Raw genomic sequence first — 24,982 nt, forward strand, 5'->3', positions numbered from 1 at the left:
CTCAGATCACGCGCGCAGGCTGTCGACCCAGTTGCGCAGCAGCTGGATGCCTGCGTCGCCGGACTTCTCGGGGTGGAACTGCGTCGCCGACAGCGGTCCGTTCTCGACGGCCGCGAGGAACGGGTCCCCGTACGTCGCCCAGGTCAGCACCGGCTGCGGGAACGGCGGGATGACGTCGAGCTCCCACGACTGCGCGGCGTAGGAGTGCACGAAGTAGAAGCGCTCGTTCTCGATGCCCTTGAACAGCACTGAGTCGGCGCCGGGCTCGACCGTGTTCCAGCCCATGTGGGGCAGGACCGGCGCGTTGAGCTCCGTCACGGCACCGGGCCATTCGCCGAGCCCCTCGGTGTCGTGCCCGCGCTCCACGCCGTGAGTGAAGAGAACCTGCATGCCGACGCAGATGCCGAGCACCGGCCGGCCGCCCGCGAGGCGTCGGTCGATGATCTCGTCTCCGCCGTGCGCGCGGAGGGCATCGCGAACGGCCTGGAACGCACCGACGCCCGGAACCACGAGCCCGTCGGCGTCGAGCGCCTCGGCACGGTCGCGAGTGAGAACGGCATCCGCTCCCGCGGCGATGAGCGCCTTCACTGCGGAGTGGACATTGCCCGACTCATAGTCGAAGACGGCGACCCGGGGAGCGCGGCTCACAGCGCCCCCTTCGTCGACGGGATGCCGTCGACGAGCGGATCGAGCGCCTTGGCCTGACGGAAGGCGCGGGCGAAGGCCTTGTACTCCGCCTCGGCGATGTGGTGCGGGTCGCGCCCACCCAGCACCCGCACGTGCACGGTGAGTCCGGCGTTGAATGTGATCGCCTCGAACGAGTGACGCACGAGCGAACCGGTGAAGTGACCACCGATGAGGTGGTGCTCGAAACCCGCGGGCTCACCCGTGTGCACGAGGTAGGGACGACCCGAGATGTCGACCACCGCCTGCGCGAGCGCCTCGTCGAGAGGAACCAGCGCGTCGCCGTAGCGCGAGATGCCGGACTTGTCGCCCAGGGCCTCGCGGATCGCCTGACCGAGCACGATCGAGATGTCCTCCACCGTGTGGTGCGCGTCGATCTGGGTGTCGCCGGAAGCACGGACGGTGAGGTCGGTCAGCGAGTGCTTCGCGAACGCCGTCAGCATGTGATCGAAGAACGGCACCGATGTGTCGATGTGGCTCGCGCCGGTGCCGTCGAGGTTCACCTCGAGCTCGACGGTGGACTCCGACGTGCTGCGCACGCGGGAGGCGGTGCGCGGGGTCTGGGTGGTGCTGCTCATGAAGCTGATCCTATCGAGGCGAGGGCGTCGAGGAACGCGGTGGTCTCGGCCTCGGTTCCCGCCGTCACGCGCAGGTGGCCGGGGATTCCGACGTCACGGACCAGCACGCCGCGGTCGTACAGCTGCTGCCACACGGCCTTCGGGTCGGAGACCCCGCCGAAGAGCACGAAGTTCGACCACGACTCGTGCGGCGTGTAGCCGAGCGCCTCGAGCGTCGCCGTGATGCGATCACGCTGCTCGACGATCTCCTCGACCATTCCGAGCATGACTTCGGAGTTGCGCAGCGCGGCGACGGCTGCCGCCTGCGTGAGCGCACTGAGGTGATAGGGCAGGCGCACGAGTCGCAGCGCGTCGATGAATGCGGGGTCTGCGGCCAGGTAGCCGACCCGCGCGCCCGCGAATGCGAAGGCCTTGCTCATGGTGCGCGACACCGCGAGACGGGGACGTCCCTCGAGCAGCGAGAGCGCCGATGCGGCGTCACGCGGGGCGAACTCCTGATACGCCTCGTCGACGATCACGATTCCCCGGGAGGCCTCGTAGACCGCGTCGATGACATCGAGACCGAGGGGGGTGCCGGTGGGGTTGTTCGGCGAGCAGAGCAGGATGACGTCCGGATCGGCGGCGGCGACCTGCGCCGCAGCCTCGTCAGGCGTGATCGTGTAGTCGGGCTGACGTGTTCCCGCGACCCAGCGCGCCCCGGTCCCCTGCGCGATGAGCGGGTACATCGAGTACGTGGGCGCGAACCCGAACGCGGTACGTCCGGGACCCCCGAAAGCCTGCATGATGTGCTGCAGCACCTCGTTCGAGCCGTTGCCCGCCCAGATCTGCTCGGGCGCGAGCCCGTGGCCGAGATACCGGGCGAATCCCTCCCGCAGGGTCGTGAACTCCCGGTCGGGATAGCGATTCACGTCGCGCAGCGCCACCGCGATGTCATCGAGGATGTCACTCGCCACGGCGTCAGGCACGGGATGCGTGTTCTCGTTGACGTTCAGCGCGATGGGGAGCGGAGCCTGCGGTGCGCCGTACGGAGTGAGTCCACGGAGGTCGTCACGAAGGGGGAGGTCAGCGAGTGAGACAGTCACCCTTCCCATGGTAGGCCGCGTACGGACGACCATCACCCCGCATGACGGAGAGCGACCCGACCGCGCGTGTCTCGGAGGCTCACTCCGAGAACTGAGCCGGGATCCCGAGCTGCTCGCCGATCTGCAGCGCTCCGCCCTCGAGGGCGTTGAGCCGGGTGATCTCGCCGATCACCTCTCGCGGGTCGGCCTGCGGGGCGATCCCCTCAGCGATCGACCACAGGGTGTCGCCCGGCATCACGGTGACCGTCTCGAAGGATGCCGTCGCGACCTGGTCGTTCGACGCCATCGCGCTGCCGCCGCTGAGCGCTCCGAACGCGATGCCCGCCGCGAGCGGAACCGCCGCGAGGGCGAGCACGACCCGGCGACCCCGCGCCGTCAGCCGAAGGCGGGTCGCCGGGACTGCCGGGACGATCGCTGCGGTGCTGAAGGTGATGGTGCTCATGTCGTGCTCCTCTGCTACTTCCGCTGTGGGCGGTGAAGTTGGCGTAGCGTTCGCATTCGCGACTCGGCCGGGAGCCGAGAATGCGAAGCTACGTTCCGAAGGTATCTTCGAATTCGAACATCTGTCAAGATGTCTTCGAAACCTGCTCCGCGGATCAACCGACACGCTCGAACAGATATTCCCCATCGGCGCTTTTCTCGGATACGGTTTCGATAGGAACACCCCACCACGGGCCACCGACATTCGAACCGAGACGCCGGGTCCACACCTGAGGAGCATCATGAGCGACAACGCCGCCACCGAGTCCGAGGTCCCGCGCACCCGTCGACGGAAGAGCCTGAGCCCCAAGCAGATGGCGATCCTCGAGGTCATCCAGACGTCGATCAGCCGATACGGATATCCGCCGAGCATGCGCGAGATCGGCGACGCCGTCGGACTCAAGTCCCTCTCGAGCGTCACCCATCAGCTGGGCCAGCTCGAGTTGAGCGGCTATCTGCGCCGCGACCCGGGCAAGACGCGCGCGATGGAGGTGCTGATCGACCTGCCCGGTTCCAGCGGCGAGAACCCCGCAGACATCGCCACGCCGGTCGGCGATGCCGCGCTCGTCCCTCTCGTCGGCAGGATCGCCGCCGGAGTGCCGATCACCGCCGACCAGCAGGTCGAGGAGATCTTCCCGCTCCCCCGACAGCTCGTGGGCAAGGGCGACCTCTTCATGCTTAAGGTCTCGGGCGAGTCGATGATCGACGCCGCGATCTGCGACGGCGACTGGGTCGTCGTGCGCTCACAGGGCAGCGCGGAGAACGGTGAGATCGTGGCCGCCATGCTCGACGGCGAGGCGACGGTCAAAGTCCTTCGGCGACGCGACGGTCACACCTGGCTGCTGCCCCGGAACTCGGCCTTCGAGCCGATCCTGGGCGACGAGGCCGTGATCCTCGGCAAGATCGTCGCGGTGCTGCGCGCCGTCTGAACTGCGCTCCGGAGGCCTGCCCGCACGGCCTCGCCCGTGACGGTCTCGCTCTCCCGGCCCGGGCTCTCCCCGGTGCAGCGGCGCCCTCACCGTAGGCTCGAAGCATGTCGTCGCCCTTCGGTTCCTGGTCCTCGCCGTTCTCTCCGGCATCCGTCGCCGCCGCATCACCGCGGATCGACGGCGCGGCCTTCGTCGGCGATGAGATCTGGTGGGGCGAATCCGTTCCCGCCGAGGGCGGCCGCGTCACCGTCCGCAGTTCGACGGGATCCGAGGTGCTCCCCCACCCGTGGAGCGCGCGATCGCGCGTGCACGAGTACGGGGGTGGCGCCTGGACCGCAGACACCGAGGGCACGCTGTACTTCGTCGACGCGGGAGACCAGCGGGTCAGGCGGATGCCCCGCGGGGGCCTCCCCCTGCCGCTGACTCCGGCAGGCCCTGCCTACGGCGGACTCCGCCTCGCCGACGGGCGGCTGTTCGCGGTGCGGGAGGATCTCCGGTCCGCTCCGCACACGCGGGCGATCGTCGAGATCCCGCTCGACGGATCGGGCGCGGATGATCCCGAGCGTCTTCACACGGTCGTGGAGGGCCCGGACTTCTACGCCCACCCCGCGCTGTCCCCGGACGGCAGCCGCCTGGCATGGGTGCAGTGGACGCGCGATCGGATGCCGTGGCAGCACGCGTCCCTGGCGATCTCCGACGGCGCCGGCACGACCGTCCTGCCCACGCGCGCCGCGTTGCAGCCCGAATGGGCGAGTGACGCCGAGCTGCTCTACGCCGACGACCCCACAGGACGCTGGACGCTGTACCGCCAGACGCTGCGGGGCACCTCGGCCGTCGGGTCCCCCGAGCCGCTCATCGCCGATGATGCCGCCGACACCGGGTACGGGCTCTGGGTGCTCGGCAATCGCTGGTATCGCCCGCTCCCCGACGGCAGGATCGTCGCGGTCCGCACCGAGGGGCGCGACGAGGTCGTGGTGATCGACGCCGACGGCCGCTCGCGCAGGATCCCTCTCGCGGCTGACGGACACGTGAGCGTCGACGATGTGTCGGGCACCCGCGTGCTGCTGTCGGGCAGCAGCTCGACCGGCGCTCCGGGCGTGTGGTGCGTCGATGCGGACACGCACGACGTGACGGTCGTGGCCGGGGGCGACGCCGCCGACCCCGCGTGGATGCCGCCGGCGTCGACGCTCGTGGTCGACGGCGCACACGGGCCTGTGCACGCGTTCGTCTACCCGCCGACGAACCCCGACGCGACGCCTCCGGACGACGAGCTGCCCCCGTACATCGTCTTCGTGCACGGAGGCCCGACGGCCCACGTGACCGGAGCCACCTCGTCGGCCATCGCGTTCTACACGAGCCGGGGAATCGGCGTCCTCGACGTGAACTACGGAGGGTCGACCGGCTATGGACGCGCGTACCGCGAACGCCTCGACGGCGGGTGGGGTCTGGTCGACGTCGACGACGTGATCGCCGCGGCCCGCGGGCTCGGCGACGTCGGACTCGCCGACCCCGCGCGCATCGCGATCCGGGGCGGCTCCGCCGGCGGGTGGACTGTGCTGTCCGCACTCGTCCGGGGCGGAACGTTCGCCGCGGGGATCAGCCGCTACGGGGTCGCCGATCTTCGGATGCTCGCCGCGCACTCACACGACTTCGAGGCCTCGTACATCGACGGCCTCGTCGGCCCACTCCCCGAGGCCGAGGCCCTGTACATCGAGCGCTCGCCACTCACGCACGTCGATCGCATCGGCGTGCCCGTGCTGCTGATGCAGGGCGGGGCCGACCGGGTGGTGCCCGCATCCCAGTCGGAGGCGATCCGCGATGCTCTCGCCGCTCGCGGGGTGGACCACGAATACGTGCTCTACCCGGACGAGGGGCATGGCTTCCGCTCGGCGGAGACGATCGTCGATGCCCTCGAGCGCGAGCTGGCCTTCCTCGGCCGCGCCTTCGGGTTCACGCCCGCGAGCTGATCACTCTCCGACGCGGTTGCGCAGTCGCATGGCGCGCTCGGCCTCACGCGTGTCCTGACGCTCACGCAGGGTCTGCCGCTTGTCGAACTCGCGCTTTCCCTTCGCGAGAGCGATCTCGACCTTGGCGCGCCCGTCGGAGAAGTACAGCTTGAGAGGGATCAGCGTGTAGCCGCCCGCCGACACGGCATGCTGCAGCTTCGCGATCTCCTCGCGGTGCAGCAGCAGTTTGCGGATCCTCTTCGCCGAGTGGTTCGTCCAGTGCCCCTGCGAGTACTCCGGGATGTGCACGGAATCGAGGAACACCTCGTTCCCCTTGACGAACGCGTACCCGTCGCTGAGGTTCGCGCGCCCCTGGCGCAGCGACTTCACCTCGGTGCCGGTGAGCACCATCCCCGCCTCGTACGACTTCTCGATGTTGTAGTCGTGACGTGCGCGACGATTGGTCGCGATGACCTTCTCCCCGCGTTCCCTGGGCATGATTCTCTCCTGATCCGTGTCGCGCAGTGGTTCCGGCGCCGGATGGCGCGCGCACGACAGCCTGTCAGTCTATACCGACGGCGCGTCGCGAGTGGCGGAGTGTCAGGTGCGAAGCCAGCGGCGGATGGCGAAACCGGCCGAGAGCGCCGCCAGCACGACGCCGATGCCGATCAGCACAGGCACCACCAGAGCGGCGTCGTTCATCGAGATCCACGTGGTGATGAACGGAACCCGACCGCGCAGGTAGCCGTCGACGCCGAAGTGCACTCCCGCGACGACCGCCGCGCTGGCGAGCACCGATCCGAGGAACGCGGCGAAGACGCCCTCGAGCACGAACGGCGTCTGGATGAAGCGGTTGGACGCACCCACCAGCCGCATGATCCCGATCTCCTTGCGGCGCGCGTAGGCGGACAGGCGGATGGTCGTGCCGATCAGCAGGATCGCGGCGATCAGCATCAGGACGGCGATGCCGACGGCGATGTATGTCGCGACCGTCAACGCCGAGAACAGCGGCTCGAGGTACTGCAGCTGATCCTGCACCTGCTCCACACCGGCGACGCCGTTGAACGCCTCGGAGATCACCTGGGACTGACCGGGATCCTTCATCGTGACGAAGAACACCTCGAATGCCTGGTCCGCGCTGATCAGGTTCGCCTGGTCCTCTCCGAGCTGATCGACGAGCTTGGCGTAGGTGTCCTCCTTGGAGTCGAAGGTCACCTCGCTGATGAGCGGCGCGAGCGCCTCACCCTCCAACTGGCCGCGGACGGCATTCACCTGATCTTCCGATGCACCCCCGTCGATGCATGTCGGCGACTCGGAGATGTCGGAGCACATGTAGACGGCGACCTGCGCGCGCTCGGTCCAATAGCCGCGCATCGTGCCGATCTGGGCCTGCATCAGGATCGCGGCGCCGACGAACGTCAGCGACACGAACGTCACCAGCACGACCGAGATGACCATGGAGATGTTGCGCCGAAGCCCGACCAGGGCTTCGGTGAGGATCAGACCGATTCTCATGACGTCGGCCCCACTTCCTCTGTGCCGTCGTCTGAGAGTCCGAGACGATCGGCGACTCCCAGCTCTGCGACATCGACCTGCGGGAGCGCGATCGGATGCGTTCGCGGAGCGACCGGTGCCTCCTCGACCTGCGGCTCGATGGGAGCCGCCTGGGCCTCGGGCGTCTCCGAGGCGGTCGGCACCGCGTCGGCCGCGGTCGACTCGGCCTTGCGCTGGGCCGAGAGCTCTTCGGCGAGAGCGGCACGCACCACCGAGAGGTCGGCGGTCTGTCGCTGCACCTCCTGCACGGCGGTGAGCGCGGCGGCCGCTGCCGCACCACGCACCTCCTCCGGTGCCAGGCGCGGGATGTTCGAGGTGTCGCCGTAGCCTCCGTGCACCTCGTCGCGCACCATCTCACCGTCGCGCAGTTCGATCACGCGACGCTGCATCTGGTCGACGAAACCCGCCTCGTGGGTGGCCATGAGCACCGTCGTGCCGCCGGCGTTGATACGGGCGAGCAGCTGCATGATGTCGACCGACGTCGCGGGGTCGAGGTTTCCCGTCGGCTCATCGGCGAGGAGGACCTGCGGTCGGTTCACGAGCGCGCGAGCGATCGCGACGCGCTGCTGCTCACCGCCCGAGAGCTCGTGCGGCATGCGCTTCTGCTTGCCGTCGAGTCCGACGAGCGCGAGGGCCTCGGGAACGGCCTGCTGGATGAAGCCGCGCGACGAGCCGGTCACCTGCAGCGTGAATGCGACGTTCTGGTACACGGTCTTCGACGGCAGAAGGCGGAAGTCCTGGAACACGGATCCGATGTGGCGCCGGAAGTACGGCACCTTGCGGTTCGCCAGAGACCTGAGGTCACGGCCGAGCACGGCGACGCGCCCGGTCGTCGGCACGTCCTCACGGAGGATGAGTCGCAGACATGATGACTTCCCCGACCCCGATGCTCCGACGAGGAAGACGAACTCCCCGCGCTGGACCTCGAAGTCGACGCCGGACAGTGCGGGCCTGGAGGTCCCGCGATAGCGTTTCGTGACGTTCTCGAACCGAATCATGGCCTTACGAGCCTAAGCGCGTCGAATCCCCTGGTTGCGAGCGACACCCCCGCCGTCCGCTTCCGCGTCGTACCCCACTGCTATACATGGAGGTGCGGATCCACGCCCCAGCGTGGACCACGACTCCGAGGGGGATGCGATGACCACGCCTGCAGGTTGGTACGACGATGGATCCGGCCGGCAGCGCTGGTGGGACGGCGCGCAGTGGACGGAGCACTTCGCCCCCGTCGTCGAGTCCGGCGACGCGCCGGGATCCACGGATGCGGGAACGGCCGATGCGGGAGCGGCCGATGTCGCCGATGACGTGTCGGTCGCCGCGGAAGCCTCCTCTGCCGACGCAGGAGCATCATCTCCTGCCGGATCCGCCGCCGCGGTCGAGACCGACGACGCGATCCAGTCCGTCGCCGCCGCGGAAGCCGGAGCGACGTGGAAAGCCCCGGCAGATGAATCGGCTTCGGCGACGCCCACGGCCTCGCCGGAGGATCCTCGCAGTGCGGACGCGCCCACGGACGCCGACCAGCCTGCCCCGGCCGGCGACCTCCCGCCATACGCGAACCCCGCCCCCGAGGCACCCGGCTACTCGGCCCCCGAAGCACCCGGCTACTCGGCCCCCGAGGCACCCGGCTACGCAGCGCCCACGTACGCCGCCCCCGGATACCCGGGCGCGGCACCGACCTACCCCGGTGACGCGCCGAGCTACCCCGGCGCGGCACCGAGCTACCCGGGCGGTCAGGACTCTCCCTATCCGGGCTCCCCGTACCCCGGTGCGGCGCCTGCCTACGGAGCACCCGGCGGGTACCCCGTCGCCGCGCCCTCCGCTCCGTCGGGCCCCGCTCGCCTGTCGGTCCTCGGTCTCGTCGGGCTCGGCCTGGCGGCCCTCGGCACGGTTCTCGCCTGCATCCCCCTCAGCTGGATCGCCCTGATCGGATGGTTCATGCTGGTGGCCGGGTTCATCACTTCGGTGATCTCGCTCTTCCTCAAGGGCCGGAAGTGGCCGGGCATCACAGGCCTCATCGTCTCGATCGTCGGCGGCATCCTCGCGCTCATCCTCGGCTTCTTCTTCGCGATCGCGGCGGTCTCAGAGGCGATCCGCGACCTTCCGACTCCTCCTCCGACGAGCGAGACCGACACGACTCCTCCTCCGTCGACCGAACCCGGCGATGACACCTCGACCGGGCAGGTCGAGGAGGGCACGATCGGCGACACGGTGACACTGCGCTGGCTCGGGGGAAGCGGCGAGGTGACCGTCACCGACGCGACCTGGTCGACGTCCGACGGATCCAGCGTCCCCTCCACGAACGGCGGGTACGTGACTCTCGAGACGACCTGGACCGGGATCGACGGCGTGACCCCCGCGAACCCGCTCTTCACGGCCCTCGAGACGACGGACGGCGCCGCGGGCGAGCTCGACTTCTTCGTCACCGGCGCACCCAACGAGCTGCTCGAACCAGGGCAGACCGCCAGCGGTCCCATCACCTTCGACATCGCGCAGAGCGAGTCGTACGTGTTCGTGATCACCGACGAGGCGGCCCGAGAGATCGCACGGATCTCGGTGACGGTGGCCGCCGGCTGAGCCGGGCGGGTCGCACGATAAGCACGGAACGGAGTCGATGATGACGACGCCCGCAGGCTGGTACGACGACGGCTCCGGCCGACTGAGGTGGTGGGACGGGGGCGCCTGGACCGAGCACACGATGGACGCGGCAGCGCCTCCGCCGCCGACGACGCCCGAGCCGGTCCCGAATCCCAGTCCCGGCCCTGGCCCTGGCCCCGGCCCCGAGAACCCGACCTTCGCTCCGCCGTACGTCGCAGCGGATTCGACCTCGTGGGCGACGCCCGCCCCCGCCGCCGGTCAGGCTGCCGGCCCGACGGCTGCGGCGTATCCTGCGACTGCCGCCTACCCCGGCGCTCCGAGTGGCGCGCCTGCGCCCGTCCCGAGCGGTCCGTCTGCGCTCCCACCCGCCCCCGCGTCGCAGCGCATCTCGATCCTCGGCCTCATCGGGCTGTCGGTGACGGTGGTCGGCGTCGTCCTGTCGTGCATCCCGGCGATCGCCGTCATCGGCTGGGTCCTGCTCGGACTCGGCTTCGTCATCTCTCTCGTGTCGGTCTTCCTGCCCGGCGCGAAATGGCCCGGAATCACCGGTCTGGCGGTCGGTGCGCTCGGCGCCGTCCTGGCCCTCGCGGTATCGCTCCTGGCGCTGGGAGCGACAGAGTCGGGACCCGTCGGTGATCCGGCACCCGCGGCGACCGAGAAGCCGGCGCCATCCGACGAGCCGACGCGTGAACCCTCGCCGTCAGCCTCGCCGACGCCGCCTCCCGGCGCCGAGACCGTCACCTTCGATGAGCTCACGGTCGGTCGGTGCATCCCGTTCATGGAATGGGGCGAGGAGGTCTACGAGCTCCCGATCGTGCCGTGCGACCAGCCGCACACCGACGAGGTGTACTACATCTTCGACGCCGAGGACGGCGACTTCCCCGGCGATGATGCGCTGCAGACGATCGCTACCGAACGGTGCGACACGGCGTTCGCCGACTACGTGGGAGTCCCCTACGCGCAGTCGGAGCTCGACAACTACTGGTTCGTGCCGACCGAAGCGTCGTGGAACCGCCTCGACGATCGCACCATCCAGTGCATCGTCTACAGCAACGACGAGGTCACGGAATCGTTCCGGGGTTCCGCTCGCTGAGAGCGGTGAGGCTCAGTCCTCTTCTTTGCGCTTGCGCCAGCGGATGCCGGCGGAGATGAATCCGTCGAGATCGCCGTCGAAGACCGCTGCGGGGTTGCCGGACTCATGTCCGGTGCGCAGGTCCTTGACGAGCTGCTGGCCGTAGAGGAAGTACGAGCGCATCTGGTCGCCCCAGCTCGCGGTGATGTTGCCGGCGAGTTCCTTCTTCTTCGCCGCCTCCTCCTCTTTCTGGAGCAGGAGGAGTCGGGTCTGGAGCACCCGCATCGCCGCGGCACGGTTCTGGATCTGCGACTTCTCGTTCTGCATCGACACGACGATGCCGGTCGGGAGGTGCGTGAGGCGCACGGCGGAGTCGGTCGTGTTGACAGACTGACCGCCGGGCCCCGACGAGCGGAAGACATCGACGCGGATGTCGCTCTCGGGGATGTCGACCTCGGTCGCCTCCTCCATGAGCGGGATGACCTCGACGGCCGCGAACGACGTCTGACGCTTGTCGGCCGACCCGAACGGGCTGATGCGTGCGAGGCGGTGCGTGCCGGCCTCGACCGAGACCGTGCCGAACGCGTACGGCGCGTCGATCTCGAACGTCGCGGACTTGATTCCCGCACCCTCGGCGTACGAGGTGTCCATGACCTTGACCGGGTACTTGTGGCGCTCGGCCCAGCGCAGGTACATGCGCATGAGCATCTCGGCGAAGTCGGTGGCGTCGTCGCCGCCGGCACCCGAGCGGATCGTGATGATGGCCGAGCGCTCGTCGTACTCGCCGTCCATCAGCGTCTGCACTTCGAGCTGGTTGATGATCTCGGTCAGGGCGGAGAGCTCGTTCCGCGCCTCGACGGCGGACTCCTCATCCCCCATCTCATTCGCCAGTCCGACGAGCACCTCGAGGTCGTCGAGTCGCTGGCCGATGCCTTCGACCCGGGCGAGCGCCGACTGCCGGTGGCTCAGCGCGCTGGTCACCTTCTGCGCATGATCGGTGTCATCCCAGAGGTCGGGCGCACCGGCCTCTTCGCTGAGTCGGGCGATGTCGGAACGGAGCGCATCGACGTCGAGGACCTCGCGGATGTCACCGTAGGTGACTCGGAGGGCCTGGATGTCGGCGGAGAGATCGAGTTCGAGCATGTCGCGTCCAGCCTAACGTGCCGCCTGTGCCGGCGGGGACCCTTCGCGGGGTCGAAGCACCCGCATGACGGAGTACCGTGAAACGAGTGAGCAACGCATCCACGGTCCTGAGGCGATTCGGGCCGATGGTGTACCTCCCCACGGTGCTGTTCTCGCTCGGTGAGGGAGCGGTCATCCCGCTGATCCCCGTGATCGCCGCCGAGATGGGTGCCGACGTCGCCTTCGCGGCCCTCGTCGCCTCGGCCCTCGTGGTCGGCCAGCTGTGCGGCAACGTCCCTGCGGGCTGGGCGGTGTCGCGAATCGGCGAACGCTTCACCATGGTGATCGCCGGCACCGTCGCGATCGCGGCCGGAGTCGGCATGGTCTTCGCCCCCTCGCTCGCCGTGCTCGCAGCATCCGTCTTCCTTCTCGGATTCTGCGCGGCCGCCTTCGGCCTCGCCCGTCACGCGTTCATGACGACCCGGGTCCCCCTCGCCTTCCGCGCCCGGGCTCTGTCGCTGCTGGGCGGCAGCTTCCGCCTCGGTGTCTTCATCGGCCCCTTCGTCGCGGCGGGGCTGCTGCAGCTGTTCGGCTCGGAGACGGCCGCGATCTGGTTCTTCCTCGGCTGCCTGATCGTCATGGTGCTGCTGGTGCTGTTCGGCCCCGACCCCGAGAAGACCATCCCTCCCGCGACGGCGATCCGCACGGCTCCGCTGTCCGACGATTCCGGCGAGGTCGTCACGGGATCGATCCCGATCGTGGAGCGCGTCGGGGTCTTCCGCACCATGTGGTTGCAGCGCAGCGTGCTCGGTCGGCTGGGACTCGCCGCCGCGTCGCTCTCGGCGGTTCGGTCGGCCCGACAGGTCGTGCTGCCGCTGTGGGGACTCTCGCTCGGCCTCGACTCCTCGACGATCGCGCTCGTGGTCGGCGTCTCGGGGGCGATCGACTTCGCCCTGTTCTATGCGAGCGGCCAGGTGATGGACCGGTTCGGTCGCCTGTGGGCGGCGATGCCCGCGATGCTGCTCATGGGCGCCGGCTTCCTCGCGCTGTCCCTCACGCACGATCTCGATGCCGCGGTGCTCTGGTTCGGTATGTTCGCTGCGGTGCTCGGGGTCGGCAACGGCCTGTCGAGCGGCATCCTCCTGACCCTCGGCGCCGACGTGGCGCCGAAGAAGGATCCGGCGGCGTTCCTCGGGTCCTGGCGCACGCTCACGGATGCCGGTGGCGCCATCGCTCCGCTGCTCGTCTCCGGCATCATCGCCATCGCCTCCCTCCCGATCGCGGCTGCCGCGATGGGCGTGATCGGGCTCGTCGGTGCGGGCGGCTTCCTGCGATGGATCCCTCGATTCGTCCCTCGCACGAAGGAGGAGGAATGACGGCGCTGGGCGCGGACATGCGCGAGCTGGTGGCGGGGTACTCGCCACGCTCCCCGCGCGATCGACTGACGCGGGCGGACTTCGCACTGTTCTTCACCGACGACGAGGGTCCTGTGGCGCGCGGAGACGGTCCGAGTCATGCCACGGCGTCGGCGTTCGTGTTCGATCCCTCGCTCACGCAGATCGCGCTGGTGTTCCACGGCAAGGGCCGCTTCTGGGTGCAGCCGGGAGGCCATCTCGAAGACGACGCCTCGATCGTCGCCGCGGCGCTGCGCGAGCTCGAGGAGGAGACCGGGATCGCGGCGGGGCTTCCGAGCGCCCCGCTCGTCTACGACCTCGACCACCACGCACTGTCGGCGGCGTTCGGGCGCTGTGCGTCGCACCTCGATGTCGGAGTGGCTCTGGTCGTTCCGGCGAACTCGCCGCTCACCCTCAGCGACGAGTCGGGCGATGTGCGGTGGTGGCCCGTCGACGCGCTTCCCCACGATGTCCCCGAGGGCTTCGAGATGCGTGTGCGCGCGATCCTCGAACGCCTGAACGCCTGAACGCCTGAGCGCCTGAGCGCCTGACCGCCTGACCGCCTGGATCGGAGTCACGGTGCCGGCGCGCGGCGTCGACCGGGTGAAGGGTGGAAGTCACCGCACGGCCGTGCGGCTGGTGGCGGTCGCCCGCAGCTCGACCCCGTCAGGCACGAAGAGCGACAGCAGAGGCGGATGCCACGGTGCGGTGATCGTGACCCGAGCCGTGAGGTTCTCCGACGCAGTGGCGGACACCAGCGTCACCGTCTCCGAAGCCACCTCGATCACCGCTGCGGCCTGCTCCTGCACTTGCGGATCCGAGAGTTCGGCGAGGGCGTGGGACCCGTCGACGACGAGGGTGAATCCGTCGGCCCCGGCGAGCGCCGCGGCGTCTGCGAGCGAATCGAGCCGCTTCTGCGCGAGGTAGAGATCGGTCGCGCACACACAGACGAAGGTGAGCGCGAGCAGCGCGTACCCGAGCGTGAGCAGCAGCACGCTCCCGTCATCGTCGTACCGCCCCCGACCGCTCATCCCATACCCCAGGTGCGCGACACCTTCTGCACGGCCGACCCCTGAACCGTGATCGATGTCGCGTCTTGCAGACCGAAGACGGCAGGGACCAGCGGAAGCGAGACGCGCGCGGTGATCGTCAGCACGATCGTCGATCCCGCCCGCGGGCACTCGCCGCCCTCCCGTGGGCACTCCATCGACACCTCGAGCGTGCCCTCGTCGATCCCGTACTCCTCGACCACGCTCGCGAGCACACGGTCACTGCGCGCTGCGGCTGTCTCCGCGTCCGGAGCGAGCGCGACCACTCGTGCCGTATGCCGAGCCGCCGCCTCGACCCCGAGGGTCTGCTCCTGGATGCTGCCCAGCACGATGATCAGGTACACAAGGGGAACGAGCAGGATGACCCCCACGGCGATGAACTCGAGCGCAGCGGACCCCTCGTCATCCATCTCCGAACGACTCCTCCGGCGCGTCCGCTTCGACCGTCAGAGAACGGGGCACTCCCAGCAGGCCGATCACAGGCAGAGGCGCGATGACCGTGACCCGCACCGTCGCCTCTCCCCCCGTCGAGTCACCGGTCACGCGGATGTCCTCGGCGTAGGCGGCCCCGACCGCGCCGGTGATCACCTCTCTCGCCCGGTCGGCGCCGTCGGCCAGGGTCGTGTCCGCGAGTGCGGCGACGTACGCCCCTTCGACAGCGGCATCGTGCACGACGTTGCGGACGTAGACCGCGAGGGCGAGCTGCATCACCGCGAGGGTCAGCACGGTGAGCAGCGTGCCGACCAGGACGAACTCGACGGGGCTCGACCCGCGATCATCGGCGATCCGCCACGGGGCGTCACGGCCGGCCATCACCTCTCCGCTCGCGCCCGTCATCGGTCAGATCCCCGACACGCGGGCGATCGCCTGCTGGAACAGATCACTGAGCGCGGGCCCCGCCACCGCCCAGATCAGCACGACGAGTCCTGCCGTCATCAGTGTGACGAGCACCCACCCGGGAACATCGCCGGCATCGTCATCCGCGAGATCGCGCAGCCATTCGGCAACAGCGGCCCGCTGGTGTCGCAGCATGTTCATAGGGGTCGTCCTTTCGTTGAGCGCTCAGCCGATTCCGAGGCGCAGGATGAACAGTCCGGGATAGATCGCGAAGAGCACGGAGAGCGGGAGGATGAGGAAGACGAGGGGCAGGAGCATCAGGATCTCCTTGCGCCCCGCCTGCTCGATCAGCACCCGTTTCGCATCTTCCCTGGCGTCCCCGGCCTGCGCATGCAGAACGGCGGCGAGCGGTGCGCCGTGTTCGAGTGCCGCGATCACCTGGTCGACCGCTCGGGTCAGTCCCGGGAGCTGAAGGCGAGCCGAGAGTTCGGAGAGGGCGTCGGCGAGTGATGACCCGGTGCCCACCGCGACGACCACCGCGCGGAGTTCGATCGTGAGCGCACCGGACCCCACAGCCGCGACGCGACGGAGCGAGTCGAGGAATCCCTCGCCCGCCGCGAGGCAGAGAGCGAGAAACTCGAGCGTCGTCGGCAGCTCATCGGTCAGACGACCCCGCCGCACCCCGACTCGCGCGCTCAGCTGCATCTCGTAGACGACGGCCGCACCCGCGCCCGCCAGAAGAGGCAGCACCGAGACGGGCGCGGTCATCCGTCCCGTGAGTACGAGGACGATCACCGCGATCGCGCCTGCCCCGATGCCGACCACGATCCAGCCGAGCTGGCGCCCGCGAAACGTCACGGCGTCCATGTCGCTGCCCGCCTGCGCCAGCCGTCGCTGCAGCGCCTCGCGTCCCCCGACAGCCCGCTCGAACATCGTCCGCGCGCGGATTCTGAGTGATGTGCCGTCCGACGGGAGGACTCGTGCCGCAGGCAGCACGCTCGCCGGCAGATCGGCGTCGGAGACGACATCGCGCACATAAGGAGCGATCCGCCGCGTGAGAGTAACCGCCGCCCACCGCGGAAGCGCGGCGATGATGCACAGCACTCCGCCTCCCAGGACTCCACCGATGAGCACCGAGAAGGAGAAGGCGGAGAACGCGTTCACCCGAACCACCGCCCCGGTTCAGGCAGGCGCCCGATCCGGATCATGATGCGATAGGCGACGAGCGAGACGAGCGCTCCGCCGCCGATGACGACCATGCCCTCCGGAGTTCCATAGGCTTCGGCGCCCTCGGGCCTCATCACCAACAACCCGAGGATCGCCCAGGGAGCGACCGCCCCGAGCACCGCGGCGCCGCGGATCCATGACTGGCGCGCTTCGACCTCGCCGCGCAGTGCCGCGTCCGCGCGCACCGATGCGGACAGCGCGCGCAGCACTCCGCTGAGTTCGGTGCCGCCGACCTGTCGTGCCATCCGCAGGGTCTCGATGATCCGGTCCGCGATCGGGTCGGCCAATGCGACCTTCAGACGGTCGAGGCTCGACTCGAAGCGCCCCGTGGCGCGGAGATCGCGAGCGAACGCCGAGAAGGCCGGCCGCATCATAGCCGGAGCCGACTCGGCGAGGCTGGCGACGGCGTCGGGCAGCGAGAGTCCCACTCGGATGGACGCGATGAGCAGGTCGCACACATCCGGCCAGACCTGACGGCGTGTCTTGCGCAGTCGCAGTCGACGCGCGCGAAGGGCGACGATCGGCGCAGCGCCGCCTGCTGCGCCCGCGATCACTGCGAGCACTGGGATCACGGTCAGCAGCCATGCCGCGGATGCGGCGCCGAGAGCCACGGCGAACATCACGAGGACGAGCGATCGGGGCCGCGCCGATCCGAGACCCGCCTCCTCGAGCATCCGAGCGAGCAGACCGCGACGAGCGGCCGGGGCCGACTCGAGGCCTGCCGGCCACATCCACGGCGACGCCGAGAGCAGGAGGCCCGCGGCGAGCATCGCTCCCAGCAGCACGGTCATGCGTCCGCACCGCCTCGTCGCCACTCGGCCGCCGTCCCCGGCGCAGGATCGCCGTGCACGTAGACCGGCCGAGTGACGATGCGTCCGTCGACGACATCCCCCGTCGGGGCGAGCACTTCGCCGACCCGCCGCACGCCGTCGGGATCGCGCACGCAGTGGACAACCAGGTCGACCGACCGGGCGAGCGCCGGTGCGACGAACGAGCGGTCGATGTTTCGGCCCGCGAGCAGCGGGAGGAGCGCGAGCTTCTCGAGGGCCTCTGACGCCGAGTTCGCGTGAACTGTCGCCGCCCCGGGGACGCCCGTGTTGAGCGCCAGCACCAGGTCGAGCGCCTCCGCCTCGCGCACCTCCCCCACGACGAGGCGATCGGGACGCATTCGCAGCGCCTCCTTCACGAGTCTGCGGAGCGTGATCTCTCCCGACCCCTCGAGACTCGCCTGCCGTCCCTGCAGCGCGACCACGTCAGGGCCGTCCACCGCGAGCTCGAACGTCTCCTCGACCGTGACGATGCGCTGGGCGTCCGAGCACGAGTCGAGCAGCGCACCGAGAAATGTGGTCTTGCCCGTGTGCGTGGCACCCGAGACGATGACGCTCCGCCCCTCTCGCATGGCGGTGCGCAGCATCTGTGCGACGTGATGCGGCACCGTCTCCGTGGCGACGAGAGCGTCGAGAGACCGAAAGCGAGGGAGGAACTTGCGGATGTTCACGGCCCAGGACCCCCACACGACGTCGGCGATGGCCACATGCAGACGCGACCCGTCCGGCAGAGAGGCATCGACGAAGGGCTGGCTGATGTCGACGCGACGCCCGGTCGACTGCAGCATGCGTTCGACGAGGTCGCGGAGCATCGTCTCGGTGAGGCGCAGATCGACCCGGCGCGCGACCCCGTTCTGTGCGATGTGGATGCTCTCGGGGCCGTTGAGCCAGATCTCCTCGATCTCCGGGTCGTCCAGCAGGGGCTGCAGCACGCCGAACCCGCTGACGGCTGCGAGCACATCGCGCACGCAGGCAGCCTCGTCGTCGATCATCGCCTCTCCCCGCGCGAGGGCGACGTCGTTGAATCGGCGGACCTCGGCGAGCGCGAGTGCCCGCGTCGCGCCGGATTCGAGTGTCGGATCCGTGCCGTCGCTGCGCAGACGCTGCCGCACGCGTTCGGAGACGAGGACGACGGGGAGGATCACCCGAGCATCCTCGCAACAATCCGTTCCGCGCCGCCCGAGTTATCCACAGGCCGCGATCACGCTGCGGGCGGATCCTCAGCAACGCGTGATCCCCCGGTCAGTAGACTTATCCCACCGCGCGGGAGTGGTGAAATTGGCAGACACGCAGGATTTAGGTTCCTGTGCCCCAGGGCGTGTGGGTTCAAGTCCCACCTTCCGCACCGATCAGTCGCATCCCTCGCGACCGACGTCTGTACCGCCGCACAGCTCACTACGACGGGAAGTCCATGCATCACGCCGCCCTCATCCCCTGGCTCGACCCCGCCACCATCATCGGCTCGGCCGGCCCGTGGGCACTGCTCGTGGTCTGCTTCATCGTCTTCGCCGAGACCGGCCTGCTGGTCGGCTTCCTGCTGCCTGGCGACACGCTGCTGGTGATCTCCGGCCTGCTGTCACATCCGATCGCCGGCTCCGAGCACGGCGTCTTCGGCATCAACGTCTGGATCGTCGCTCTGCTCATCGGGCTCGCGGCGTTCGTCGGCGGTGAGGTGGGCTACCTGATCGGACACAAGGGCGGACCTGCGGTCTTCGAACGCAAGGAATCGGGTCTCTTCAGCAAGAAGAACGTCGAGCGCACGAACGCGTTCTTCGAGCGCTTCGGCGGCATCACCGTCATCCTCGCCCGCTTCGTTCCGATCGTGCGCACGTTCGCGCCGGTCGCCGCGGGTGTCGGTCACATGCCGTGGCGCCGCTACACGCTGTACAACCTGATCGGCGCGATCCTCTGGGGCTTCGGTCTCACGATGTTCGGCTACGCGATCGGGTTCATCCCGCCGGTCGCGCACTTCGTCGAGAGCTACATCGATCTGATCCTGCTCGCCGCGGTGGGCGGCACCGCCCTCATCACCCTGTGGCACTACCTCTCCGAGCGCCACAAGGCGAAGAAGGAGGCCGCGGCCGGCGAGGGCGAGACCGATGCCGCCGAGGCTCAGGAACTCGCGCTCGACCCCGAGGTCTTCGACCGCGCTCCCGACTTCGACGGCGACGGCAAGCACTGACGCCTGCTCTGAAGAAGGCGGGCTGAGCCTCAGCCCGCCTTCTTCTTGCCTGCGGACTTCTTGGCACCCGTCGTGGTGCTCTTCGTGGTCGCGGACGATTCCGAGCGAGCCGCCTTCGTGCGAGCGACGCTGGCGCGCAGCGCCTCCATCAGGTCGATGACCTCGCCGCTCTTCGCATCCGACTCGTCGTCGCCGAACGTCTCCGAGACGTCGAAGGTGTCCCCCGCCTCGATCTTCGCGTCGATCAGGGTGCGCAGCTCCTTCTGGTACTCGTCGACGAACGACTCTGGGTCGAAGTCGGCCGAGTAGCTGTCGACGAGAGAGGACGACAGCTCGAGCTCCTTCTTCGAGATCCGCACGTCCTCGTCGAGCACCGGGAACTCCGCCTCGCGCACCTCGTCCGCCCACAGCAGCGTCTGCAGTACCAGGACCTTGCCGCGCACGCGCAGGGCGGCGAGGCGGGTCTTCTGACGCAGGGTGAAGCGCACGATCGCCGTGCGGTCCGTCTGCTCGAGTGTCTTGCGCAGCAGCACGTACGCCTTGGGCGACTTCGAGTCGGGCTCGAGGTAGTACGGCTTGTCGAGCGTCAGCAGATCGACCTGATCCGACGGCACGAACTCGACGACGTCGATCTCACGACTCTTCTCGGCGGGCAGCGCCGCCAGGTCGTCCTTCGTGAGCACGACGGTCTGGCCCTCCTCGACATACGCGCGGTCGATGTCGGCGTAGGCCACGGTCTCACCGCACACCTCGCAGGTGCGCTGATAGCGGATGCGTCCGCCGTCCTTCTCGTGCACCTGATGCAGGGGCACGTCGTGATCCTCCGTGGCGGAGTACACCTTGACCGGCACGTTCACGAGGCCGAAGGTCAGCGCGCCCTTCCAGATCGTTCTCATGCCCCCAGTGAACACCAGCCGCCGGGGTCGCGGCCAGTACCTTGACTACGCTGGCGTCATGGCTCCCGAGGCGCAGACCGTGCAGATCGACGGTCGCCGACTGCGCATCACCAACCTCGACAAGGTCGTCTACCCCGAGACGGGGACGACGAAGGGCGAGATCGTCGCCTACTACACGGCTATCGCCCCTCACCTGCTCCCCCTGCTCGAGGGCCGACCGGTCACCCGCAAGCGCTGGGTCGACGGGGTCGGCACCGCGGAGCATCCTGCCGACGCGTTCTTCACGAAGCAGCTCGAGCCCGGCGCGCCCGGCTGGATCCCCCGGCACGAGATCCGCCACTCCGACGGACCGAAGGAGTATCCGCTCGTCGACGACGTGCCGACGCTCGTCTGGCTCGCACAGGTCGCGGCGATCGAGTTGCACGTGCCGCAGTGGCGCTTCGCCGCGGACGGGCTGCCGGGCGCACCCGACCGTCTGGTGCTCGATCTGGACCCCGGCCCCGGCGTCGGTCTCGCCCAGTGCGCCGAGGTCGCGCGCATCGCCCGTGGCCTGCTCGCCGATATCGGTCTCGAGCCGGTGCCGGTGACGAGTGGCAGCAAGGGCATCCACCTGTACGCGGGTCTTCCCGGCCAGCAGACCAGCGACGAGATCTCCGCCGTCGTGAAGGAGATCGCGCGGCTGATCGAGACCGAGCACCCCGACCTCGCCACCAGCACCATGGCGAAGGCGGCTCGGGGCGGCAAAGTCTTCCTCGACTGGAGCCAGAACAACGGCAAGAAGACCACCATCTCGCCCTATTCGATGCGCGGCCGGGCCCAGCCGTGGGTGGCGGCGCCCCGCACCTGGGACGAACTGGACGATCCCGATCTGACGCAGCTCGACTTCGCGAGCGTGCTGGAGCGCGCCGCGTCCGGACTCGACCCCCTGGCGCCGATGGTCGCCGAGTCCCCCTCACGGAATCAGGCGACTCGACCGGCGTCGGCGACGGCGATGCCCACGGAGCGCGCGGAAGCCTCCAGGCACCGTCCCCGCATCTCGGCGGCGCCGGCAGCACCGGCGCTCGCCTCCCCTGCATCCGTCGCCCCCATGCTGGCCGAGAACGGTACGCCTGCCATCGCACGCGGTCTCAGCACTCCCTCGTGGGTCGAGGTGAAGTGGGACGGCATCCGGGCGATCGGCACCTGGGCCGACGGACGGATGCTGCTGCATGCGCGCAGCGGCACCGATATCACCGGGCGGTATCCCGAGCTCACCGCAGACGGGTCGCCCTTCCTGCCCGTCGGCGACGCGATCGTCGACGGGGAGATCGTCGCCTTCGACAGACAGGGCCGGCCGAGCTTCTCACTCCTGCAGAACCGGATGCACTTGACGCGACCGCGCGAGATCGAGCGGGAGGTCGTGCGGACCCCGATCGTCTACATGGTCTTCGACCTGCTGCGCCTCGATGGACACGACCTCCGCTCGATGCCCCTCTCGCAGCGGCGCACGCTGCTCGAGGAGGTCGTCTCGGATCTCGACGCCCCGATGCAGGTGCCGCCCGTGTTCGACGACGTCGACGCCGCCCTGGCCGCGAGCGACGAGTTCGGGCTGGAGGGCGTGGTCGTCAAGGATCCGTCGTCGCGCTACCGTGACGGCCAGCGCTCCCCCGCCTGGCTCAAGCTCAAGCACACGCGGATGCAGGAGGTCGTGATCGTCGGCATCCGTCCCGGCAAGGGCGACCGCGAGGGCACGTTCGGCTCGCTGCTGCTCGCGGTGCCTGACGATGACGGTCTGCGGTATGTCGGACGGGTGGGCACCGGTTTCACCGATCGGATGCTGCGCGACCTGCTCGCTCGCCTCGCGCCGCTGCGTGTCGACGGTGCACCCCTCGACGGCGTACCGGCGCTCGACGCCTCGGACGCTCTCTGGGTGGCGCCCGAGCTGGTCGGCGAGGTCGAGTTCGCGAACTGGACCCCCGACGGTGTGCTCCGGCATTCGCGGTGGCGGGGCCTGCGGCCCGACAAAACCCCCGACGAGGTGGTCGTCGAGGGCTGAGGCGTCAGGCGTGATGCGGTTCGCAGTCCGACTGCTCGGCGGGTTCGATCTGGAAGGTCGAGTGCTCCACGTCGAAGTGATGGGCCAGACACGACTGCAGATCGCTCAGCAGCTTCGCCGAGCGCCCGCCGGCGAGCAGATCGGGCTCCACGGTGACGTGCGCGCTGAAGACGGGGGCCCCGCGGGTCAGCTGCCACACGTGCACGTCGTGCACTCCGACGACCCCGTCGTAGTCGAGAAGATGCTGGCGGATGTCGCTCACGGCGGTGCCCTTCGGCGCCGACTCCGACAGCACGGAGAAAACCTCGCGCAGCAGTGAGATCGCACGCGGGATGATCAGCACCGCGATCATGATCGACGCGATCGCGTCGGCGGGCATCCATCCGGTCGTCACGATCACGATCGCGGCGATGATCACCATCGCGGAGCCGATCAGGTCGCCCATGACCTCGAGGTACGCACCTCGCACATTGATGCTCGTGCGCTGCGCACGACTGAGCAGCCACATCGAGATCGCGTTCGCCACGAGGCCCACGATCGCGACGACGAGCATCAGCCCTCCGACGACCTCGGTCTCCCCGGGGTCGAGCAGACGTCCGATCGCCTCGATCCCGACCCATCCGGCGAGGAGGATGAGGATGATGGCGTTGATCAGCGCACCGAACACCTCGGCCCGCTGGTATCCGAAGGTCCGGCGATCATCGGCCGGGCGTGCGGCGACGGCGGCCGCGATGAGCGCGATGACCAGGGCCGACGCATCGGTGAACATGTGGGCGGCGTCAGCCAGCAGCGCGAGCGAGCCGGTGAGGAGAGCGCCCACGACCTGCACGACCATGATCGTCGCGGTCAGGCTCAGCGAGATCGCCAGGAGACGACGATGGCCGGCCGAGCGGATGCCGCCGGGGGCAGGCGCGTGATGGTGCATGCCCCCAGGCTAGACCGACCTCGGGCACCACCAGGCCTGTTCGGCCCAGTCGGGAATGGTGATGATTCTCAGTTTGACCAACGGGCTCTAGGGCTACCTCGCCACGATGGACACGCGTGTCCAAAGTTGCGCAGCTCCGAAGGTGTTTCAACCGTCCTCCTCGGTCGTATCACTCATAGGAGGACACATCATGGAGAAGGCCAAGCAGCTACCCAGTGGACAGTGGCGTCAGCGGTTCACGGGACCTGATGGCAAACGACACAGCACGACCGACACGAGCGCGCGCAAGGTACAGAAGAAGGCCGCGCTGGCGCTGTCCGACATGATCAAGAGCTACGAGGCGTCGAAGGCCGAGGAGCAGCATCCGACGCGCTTCGACACGTTCGCCGAGGACTGGCTACAGACGCGGCGTCCGGGGTCTCCGGGAGGCTACGCGGTGTCGAGCTACCGGAAGCGGCTCCACCACCTCGCTGAGCTGAACAAGACGTTCGGGCACCGCATGATCGAGGACATCACGCCCGCCGAGATCCGGCAGTGGTGGAACCGCAGGTCCACCACTCCGACGCAGCGCTCCACCCTGTACTGGTTCATCCACGCCATCTTCGAGGTGGCCTTGGATGACGAGCTGATCCATCGGAATCCGTGCCGGGTGAAAGACGCATCCAAGAAGGCGAGCAAGAAGCGCCCGACGTTCACCGACGACGACATGCAGAAAATCCACGATGCTGCCGAGGGCGACATGAAGACAATGATCCTCGTTCTGATGGGCACGGCTCTGCGCATCGGGGAGCTGCTGGCGCTGGACTGGGCCGACATCGAGCTGCTGGATGCCCGGCTGCATGTCACCAAGCACTCCACGCCCTACGGCATCCAGCCGGGCACCAAGACAGGCGAAGACCACACCCGGACCATCGACCTGCCCGCATGGGTGCTGGAGGCCCTGGAGGGCTTGTACGCGGGCTCCGAGGGCGACGGCCCGGTCTTCCGTAACGCCCATGGAGGGCGACTCAGCATCGACAGCGCAGAACGTCGATTCCGAGTCATCCGATCCAGGGCGGGGCTGGAGGAAATGCACCTCCACGACCTGAGACACGTCGCGTTGACGGCGTACGCCAATCAGCATGGTGTGACGCTGAAAGACGTCATGGAGTTCGGAGGACACGTCTCCGAGAGGGTGGCCATGGGCTACCAGCATGGAAGCAGGGAGCGAGCACAGCAGTTCGCCAGGGAGTCCGTGCCCCCTCGCTGGGTGAGGTCGTGACCATGCCAATGGATCTCGATGAGCTGCTGGCGCTAGAGGACAAGCGAGACGCGGAGCGCTTGTTGTGGGCGGAGGCGGATGCCGCGTTCCGGGCGGACGTCGGGCTGGTGATCGAGATCGCGAAGGCGTCAGCCAGGGCCTACGAGAAGCACCAACGAAAGCTGGCTGAGCGCCAAGCCGAGAGGGTGCAGGACGTGGTTGAAGCCGCCCCTCCCGTTTCCAAGATCCGAGCGGCGGAGACCGTGGAATCTGCGGACGAGAAGCGGCGACGGCTGGCGCGCGAGTAAATGCGACGTGCTTGTGCACAGGA

At 68.9% G+C, this 24,982-nt stretch carries 27 protein-coding genes and 1 tRNA gene; 11 read left to right on the forward strand and 17 right to left on the reverse strand.

Annotated elements, in window-relative coordinates:
* Positions 1-6: 6 nt before the first annotated feature.
* The 4 genes from hisH to HWD99_RS12050 form a co-directional block, all read right to left on the reverse strand.
* Complete coding sequence (gene hisH, locus HWD99_RS12035) at positions 7-648, reverse strand: imidazole glycerol phosphate synthase subunit HisH (RefSeq protein ID WP_241796467.1); 642 nt, start codon at positions 646-648, stop codon at positions 7-9.
* Positions 645-1,262: an imidazoleglycerol-phosphate dehydratase HisB gene (gene hisB / locus HWD99_RS12040; protein ID WP_241796468.1), complete on the reverse strand. Its 618-nt coding sequence runs from the start codon at positions 1,260-1,262 to the stop codon at positions 645-647. The genes hisH and hisB overlap by 4 nt, the downstream gene beginning before the upstream one ends.
* The gene (locus tag HWD99_RS12045; protein ID WP_241796469.1) at positions 1,259-2,353 is read right to left on the reverse strand and encodes a histidinol-phosphate transaminase; all 1,095 of its coding nucleotides are present in this window, start codon (positions 2,351-2,353) and stop codon (positions 1,259-1,261) included. The genes hisB and HWD99_RS12045 overlap by 4 nt, the downstream gene beginning before the upstream one ends.
* A gap of 70 nt (positions 2,354-2,423) precedes the next feature.
* Entirely contained in the window at positions 2,424-2,786 is a 363-nt protein-coding gene (locus HWD99_RS12050) for a LysM peptidoglycan-binding domain-containing protein (protein ID WP_241796470.1), read from the reverse strand.
* A gap of 280 nt (positions 2,787-3,066) precedes the next feature.
* On the opposite strand from HWD99_RS12050, the gene lexA reads away from it, so the two are divergent.
* Both lexA and HWD99_RS12060 read left to right on the forward strand, forming a co-directional pair.
* Positions 3,067-3,753 carry a transcriptional repressor LexA gene (lexA, locus tag HWD99_RS12055; protein ID WP_241796471.1) on the forward strand — a complete coding sequence of 229 codons (687 nt, stop codon included), beginning with the start codon at positions 3,067-3,069 and terminating at the stop codon, positions 3,751-3,753.
* A gap of 104 nt (positions 3,754-3,857) precedes the next feature.
* Positions 3,858-5,720 (forward strand): prolyl oligopeptidase family serine peptidase, encoded by a 1,863-nt coding sequence (locus HWD99_RS12060; RefSeq protein WP_241796472.1) that lies wholly within the window; start codon positions 3,858-3,860, stop codon positions 5,718-5,720.
* On the opposite strand, the gene smpB is transcribed toward HWD99_RS12060, so the two are convergent.
* The 3 genes from smpB to ftsE all read right to left on the reverse strand — a co-directional run bounded on the left by smpB (position 5,721) and on the right by ftsE (position 8,251).
* Complete coding sequence (gene smpB, locus HWD99_RS12065; RefSeq protein WP_201470220.1) at positions 5,721-6,197, reverse strand: SsrA-binding protein SmpB; 477 nt, start codon at positions 6,195-6,197, stop codon at positions 5,721-5,723.
* Between the two features lie 102 nt (positions 6,198-6,299).
* Positions 6,300-7,214: a permease-like cell division protein FtsX gene (ftsX, locus tag HWD99_RS12070; protein ID WP_194765502.1), complete on the reverse strand. Its 915-nt coding sequence runs from the start codon at positions 7,212-7,214 to the stop codon at positions 6,300-6,302.
* Complete coding sequence (gene ftsE / locus HWD99_RS12075) at positions 7,211-8,251, reverse strand: cell division ATP-binding protein FtsE (protein WP_241796473.1); 1,041 nt, start codon at positions 8,249-8,251, stop codon at positions 7,211-7,213. The genes ftsX and ftsE overlap by 4 nt, the downstream gene beginning before the upstream one ends.
* Positions 8,252-8,390: 139 nt before the next feature.
* Between ftsE and HWD99_RS12080 the strand changes: the two genes are divergently transcribed.
* Positions 8,391-9,824: a DUF2510 domain-containing protein gene (locus HWD99_RS12080; protein WP_241796474.1), complete on the forward strand. Its 1,434-nt coding sequence runs from the start codon at positions 8,391-8,393 to the stop codon at positions 9,822-9,824.
* A gap of 40 nt (positions 9,825-9,864) precedes the next feature.
* On the forward strand, positions 9,865-10,938 hold the full coding sequence (locus tag HWD99_RS12085) for a DUF2510 domain-containing protein (protein WP_241796475.1): 1,074 nt from the start codon (positions 9,865-9,867) through the stop codon (positions 10,936-10,938).
* Positions 10,939-10,950: 12 nt separating this feature from the next.
* Here HWD99_RS12085 and prfB read toward each other — a convergent pair whose 3' ends face one another.
* Entirely contained in the window at positions 10,951-12,060 is a 1,110-nt protein-coding gene (gene prfB / locus HWD99_RS12090; RefSeq protein ID WP_241796476.1) for a peptide chain release factor 2, read from the reverse strand.
* 125 nt (positions 12,061-12,185) lie between these two features.
* Between prfB and HWD99_RS12095 the strand changes: the two genes are divergently transcribed.
* Together HWD99_RS12095 and HWD99_RS12100 are read left to right on the forward strand one after the other, a co-directional pair.
* A complete protein-coding gene (locus HWD99_RS12095) occupies positions 12,186-13,415 on the forward strand; it encodes an MFS transporter (RefSeq protein WP_241796766.1) in 1,230 nt (409 codons plus the stop codon).
* Positions 13,412-13,960, forward strand: coding sequence for an NUDIX hydrolase (locus HWD99_RS12100; RefSeq protein ID WP_241796477.1), 549 nt, complete (start codon positions 13,412-13,414; stop codon positions 13,958-13,960). The genes HWD99_RS12095 and HWD99_RS12100 overlap by 4 nt, the downstream gene beginning before the upstream one ends.
* A 90-nt stretch (positions 13,961-14,050) precedes the next feature.
* On the opposite strand, the gene HWD99_RS12105 is transcribed toward HWD99_RS12100, so the two are convergent.
* The 7 genes from HWD99_RS12105 to HWD99_RS12135 are packed head-to-tail and all read right to left on the reverse strand — an operon-like array spanning position 14,051 to position 18,518.
* Positions 14,051-14,464, reverse strand: coding sequence for a pilus assembly protein TadG-related protein (locus HWD99_RS12105; protein WP_241796478.1), 414 nt, complete (start codon positions 14,462-14,464; stop codon positions 14,051-14,053).
* On the reverse strand, positions 14,461-14,892 hold the full coding sequence (locus HWD99_RS12110; RefSeq protein ID WP_241796479.1) for a TadE family protein: 432 nt from the start codon (positions 14,890-14,892) through the stop codon (positions 14,461-14,463). Before HWD99_RS12110 ends, HWD99_RS12105 begins: the two co-directional genes overlap by 4 nt.
* Entirely contained in the window at positions 14,885-15,319 is a 435-nt protein-coding gene (locus HWD99_RS12115) for a TadE/TadG family type IV pilus assembly protein (RefSeq protein WP_241796480.1), read from the reverse strand. Before HWD99_RS12115 ends, HWD99_RS12110 begins: the two co-directional genes overlap by 8 nt.
* Before the next feature lie 3 nt (positions 15,320-15,322).
* Positions 15,323-15,514 (reverse strand): hypothetical protein, encoded by a 192-nt coding sequence (locus HWD99_RS12120; RefSeq protein ID WP_241796767.1) that lies wholly within the window; start codon positions 15,512-15,514, stop codon positions 15,323-15,325.
* A gap of 30 nt (positions 15,515-15,544) precedes the next feature.
* On the reverse strand, positions 15,545-16,483 hold the full coding sequence (locus HWD99_RS12125; RefSeq protein ID WP_241796481.1) for a type II secretion system F family protein: 939 nt from the start codon (positions 16,481-16,483) through the stop codon (positions 15,545-15,547).
* Positions 16,480-17,337, reverse strand: a complete 858-nt coding sequence (locus tag HWD99_RS12130; protein WP_241796482.1) for a type II secretion system F family protein — start codon at positions 17,335-17,337, stop codon at positions 16,480-16,482. The genes HWD99_RS12125 and HWD99_RS12130 overlap by 4 nt, the downstream gene beginning before the upstream one ends.
* On the reverse strand, positions 17,334-18,518 hold the full coding sequence (locus tag HWD99_RS12135) for a CpaF family protein (protein ID WP_241796483.1): 1,185 nt from the start codon (positions 18,516-18,518) through the stop codon (positions 17,334-17,336). The genes HWD99_RS12130 and HWD99_RS12135 overlap by 4 nt, the downstream gene beginning before the upstream one ends.
* Before the next feature lie 118 nt (positions 18,519-18,636).
* On the opposite strand from HWD99_RS12135, the gene HWD99_RS12140 reads away from it, so the two are divergent.
* Both HWD99_RS12140 and HWD99_RS12145 read left to right on the forward strand, forming a co-directional pair.
* Positions 18,637-18,718, forward strand: a tRNA-Leu gene (locus HWD99_RS12140).
* Positions 18,719-18,784: 66 nt separating this feature from the next.
* The gene (locus HWD99_RS12145; RefSeq protein WP_241796484.1) at positions 18,785-19,555 is read left to right on the forward strand and encodes a DedA family protein; all 771 of its coding nucleotides are present in this window, start codon (positions 18,785-18,787) and stop codon (positions 19,553-19,555) included.
* 29 nt (positions 19,556-19,584) lie between these two features.
* On the opposite strand, the gene HWD99_RS12150 is transcribed toward HWD99_RS12145, so the two are convergent.
* On the reverse strand, positions 19,585-20,451 hold the full coding sequence (locus HWD99_RS12150; RefSeq protein ID WP_241796485.1) for a Ku protein: 867 nt from the start codon (positions 20,449-20,451) through the stop codon (positions 19,585-19,587).
* A 58-nt stretch (positions 20,452-20,509) separates the two neighbouring features.
* Here HWD99_RS12150 and ligD point away from each other — a divergent pair, with 58 nt between their 5' ends.
* On the forward strand, positions 20,510-22,486 hold the full coding sequence (gene ligD / locus HWD99_RS12155; protein WP_241796486.1) for a non-homologous end-joining DNA ligase: 1,977 nt from the start codon (positions 20,510-20,512) through the stop codon (positions 22,484-22,486).
* Positions 22,487-22,490: 4 nt separating this feature from the next.
* On the opposite strand, the gene HWD99_RS12160 is transcribed toward ligD, so the two are convergent.
* Positions 22,491-23,411, reverse strand: coding sequence for a cation diffusion facilitator family transporter (locus HWD99_RS12160; protein ID WP_241796487.1), 921 nt, complete (start codon positions 23,409-23,411; stop codon positions 22,491-22,493).
* 190 nt (positions 23,412-23,601) lie between these two features.
* Between HWD99_RS12160 and HWD99_RS12165 the strand changes: the two genes are divergently transcribed.
* Together HWD99_RS12165 and HWD99_RS12170 are read left to right on the forward strand one after the other, a co-directional pair.
* On the forward strand, positions 23,602-24,672 hold the full coding sequence (locus HWD99_RS12165; RefSeq protein ID WP_241796488.1) for a site-specific integrase: 1,071 nt from the start codon (positions 23,602-23,604) through the stop codon (positions 24,670-24,672).
* Between the two features lie 2 nt (positions 24,673-24,674).
* Positions 24,675-24,959, forward strand: coding sequence for a hypothetical protein (locus HWD99_RS12170; RefSeq protein ID WP_241796489.1), 285 nt, complete (start codon positions 24,675-24,677; stop codon positions 24,957-24,959).
* The last annotated feature ends 23 nt before the right edge of the window (positions 24,960-24,982 follow it).

It is taken from the genome of Microbacterium sp. C5A9 (assembly GCF_022627955.1).
Lineage (GTDB): Bacteria > Actinomycetota > Actinomycetes > Actinomycetales > Microbacteriaceae > Microbacterium.

What these genes read in the sequence shown, in the direction of transcription:
- hisB (WP_241796468.1), bottom strand. Translation starts at nt 1,262, where the DNA reads ATGAGCAGCACCACCCAGACCCCGCGCACCGCCTCCCGCGTGCGCAGC.
- HWD99_RS12045 (WP_241796469.1), bottom strand. Translation starts at nt 2,353, where the DNA reads ATGGGAAGGGTGACTGTCTCACTCGCTGACCTCCCCCTTCGTGACGAC.
- HWD99_RS12050 (WP_241796470.1), bottom strand. Translation starts at nt 2,786, where the DNA reads ATGAGCACCATCACCTTCAGCACCGCAGCGATCGTCCCGGCAGTCCCG.
- lexA (WP_241796471.1), top strand. Translation starts at nt 3,067, where the DNA reads ATGAGCGACAACGCCGCCACCGAGTCCGAGGTCCCGCGCACCCGTCGA.
- HWD99_RS12060 (WP_241796472.1), top strand. Translation starts at nt 3,858, where the DNA reads ATGTCGTCGCCCTTCGGTTCCTGGTCCTCGCCGTTCTCTCCGGCATCC.
- smpB (WP_201470220.1), bottom strand. Translation starts at nt 6,197, where the DNA reads ATGCCCAGGGAACGCGGGGAGAAGGTCATCGCGACCAATCGTCGCGCA.
- ftsX (WP_194765502.1), bottom strand. Translation starts at nt 7,214, where the DNA reads ATGAGAATCGGTCTGATCCTCACCGAAGCCCTGGTCGGGCTTCGGCGC.
- ftsE (WP_241796473.1), bottom strand. Translation starts at nt 8,251, where the DNA reads ATGATTCGGTTCGAGAACGTCACGAAACGCTATCGCGGGACCTCCAGG.
- HWD99_RS12080 (WP_241796474.1), top strand. Translation starts at nt 8,391, where the DNA reads ATGACCACGCCTGCAGGTTGGTACGACGATGGATCCGGCCGGCAGCGC.
- HWD99_RS12085 (WP_241796475.1), top strand. Translation starts at nt 9,865, where the DNA reads ATGACGACGCCCGCAGGCTGGTACGACGACGGCTCCGGCCGACTGAGG.
- prfB (WP_241796476.1), bottom strand. Translation starts at nt 12,060, where the DNA reads ATGCTCGAACTCGATCTCTCCGCCGACATCCAGGCCCTCCGAGTCACC.
- HWD99_RS12095 (WP_241796766.1), top strand. Translation starts at nt 12,186, where the DNA reads ATGGTGTACCTCCCCACGGTGCTGTTCTCGCTCGGTGAGGGAGCGGTC.
- HWD99_RS12100 (WP_241796477.1), top strand. Translation starts at nt 13,412, where the DNA reads ATGACGGCGCTGGGCGCGGACATGCGCGAGCTGGTGGCGGGGTACTCG.
- HWD99_RS12105 (WP_241796478.1), bottom strand. Translation starts at nt 14,464, where the DNA reads ATGAGCGGTCGGGGGCGGTACGACGATGACGGGAGCGTGCTGCTGCTC.
- HWD99_RS12110 (WP_241796479.1), bottom strand. Translation starts at nt 14,892, where the DNA reads ATGGATGACGAGGGGTCCGCTGCGCTCGAGTTCATCGCCGTGGGGGTC.
- HWD99_RS12115 (WP_241796480.1), bottom strand. Translation starts at nt 15,319, where the DNA reads ATGACGGGCGCGAGCGGAGAGGTGATGGCCGGCCGTGACGCCCCGTGG.
- HWD99_RS12120 (WP_241796767.1), bottom strand. Translation starts at nt 15,514, where the DNA reads ATGCTGCGACACCAGCGGGCCGCTGTTGCCGAATGGCTGCGCGATCTC.
- HWD99_RS12130 (WP_241796482.1), bottom strand. Translation starts at nt 17,337, where the DNA reads ATGACCGTGCTGCTGGGAGCGATGCTCGCCGCGGGCCTCCTGCTCTCG.
- HWD99_RS12145 (WP_241796484.1), top strand. Translation starts at nt 18,785, where the DNA reads ATGCATCACGCCGCCCTCATCCCCTGGCTCGACCCCGCCACCATCATC.
- HWD99_RS12150 (WP_241796485.1), bottom strand. Translation starts at nt 20,451, where the DNA reads ATGAGAACGATCTGGAAGGGCGCGCTGACCTTCGGCCTCGTGAACGTG.
- ligD (WP_241796486.1), top strand. Translation starts at nt 20,510, where the DNA reads ATGGCTCCCGAGGCGCAGACCGTGCAGATCGACGGTCGCCGACTGCGC.
- HWD99_RS12160 (WP_241796487.1), bottom strand. Translation starts at nt 23,411, where the DNA reads ATGCACCATCACGCGCCTGCCCCCGGCGGCATCCGCTCGGCCGGCCAT.
- HWD99_RS12165 (WP_241796488.1), top strand. Translation starts at nt 23,602, where the DNA reads ATGGAGAAGGCCAAGCAGCTACCCAGTGGACAGTGGCGTCAGCGGTTC.
- HWD99_RS12170 (WP_241796489.1), top strand. Translation starts at nt 24,675, where the DNA reads ATGCCAATGGATCTCGATGAGCTGCTGGCGCTAGAGGACAAGCGAGAC.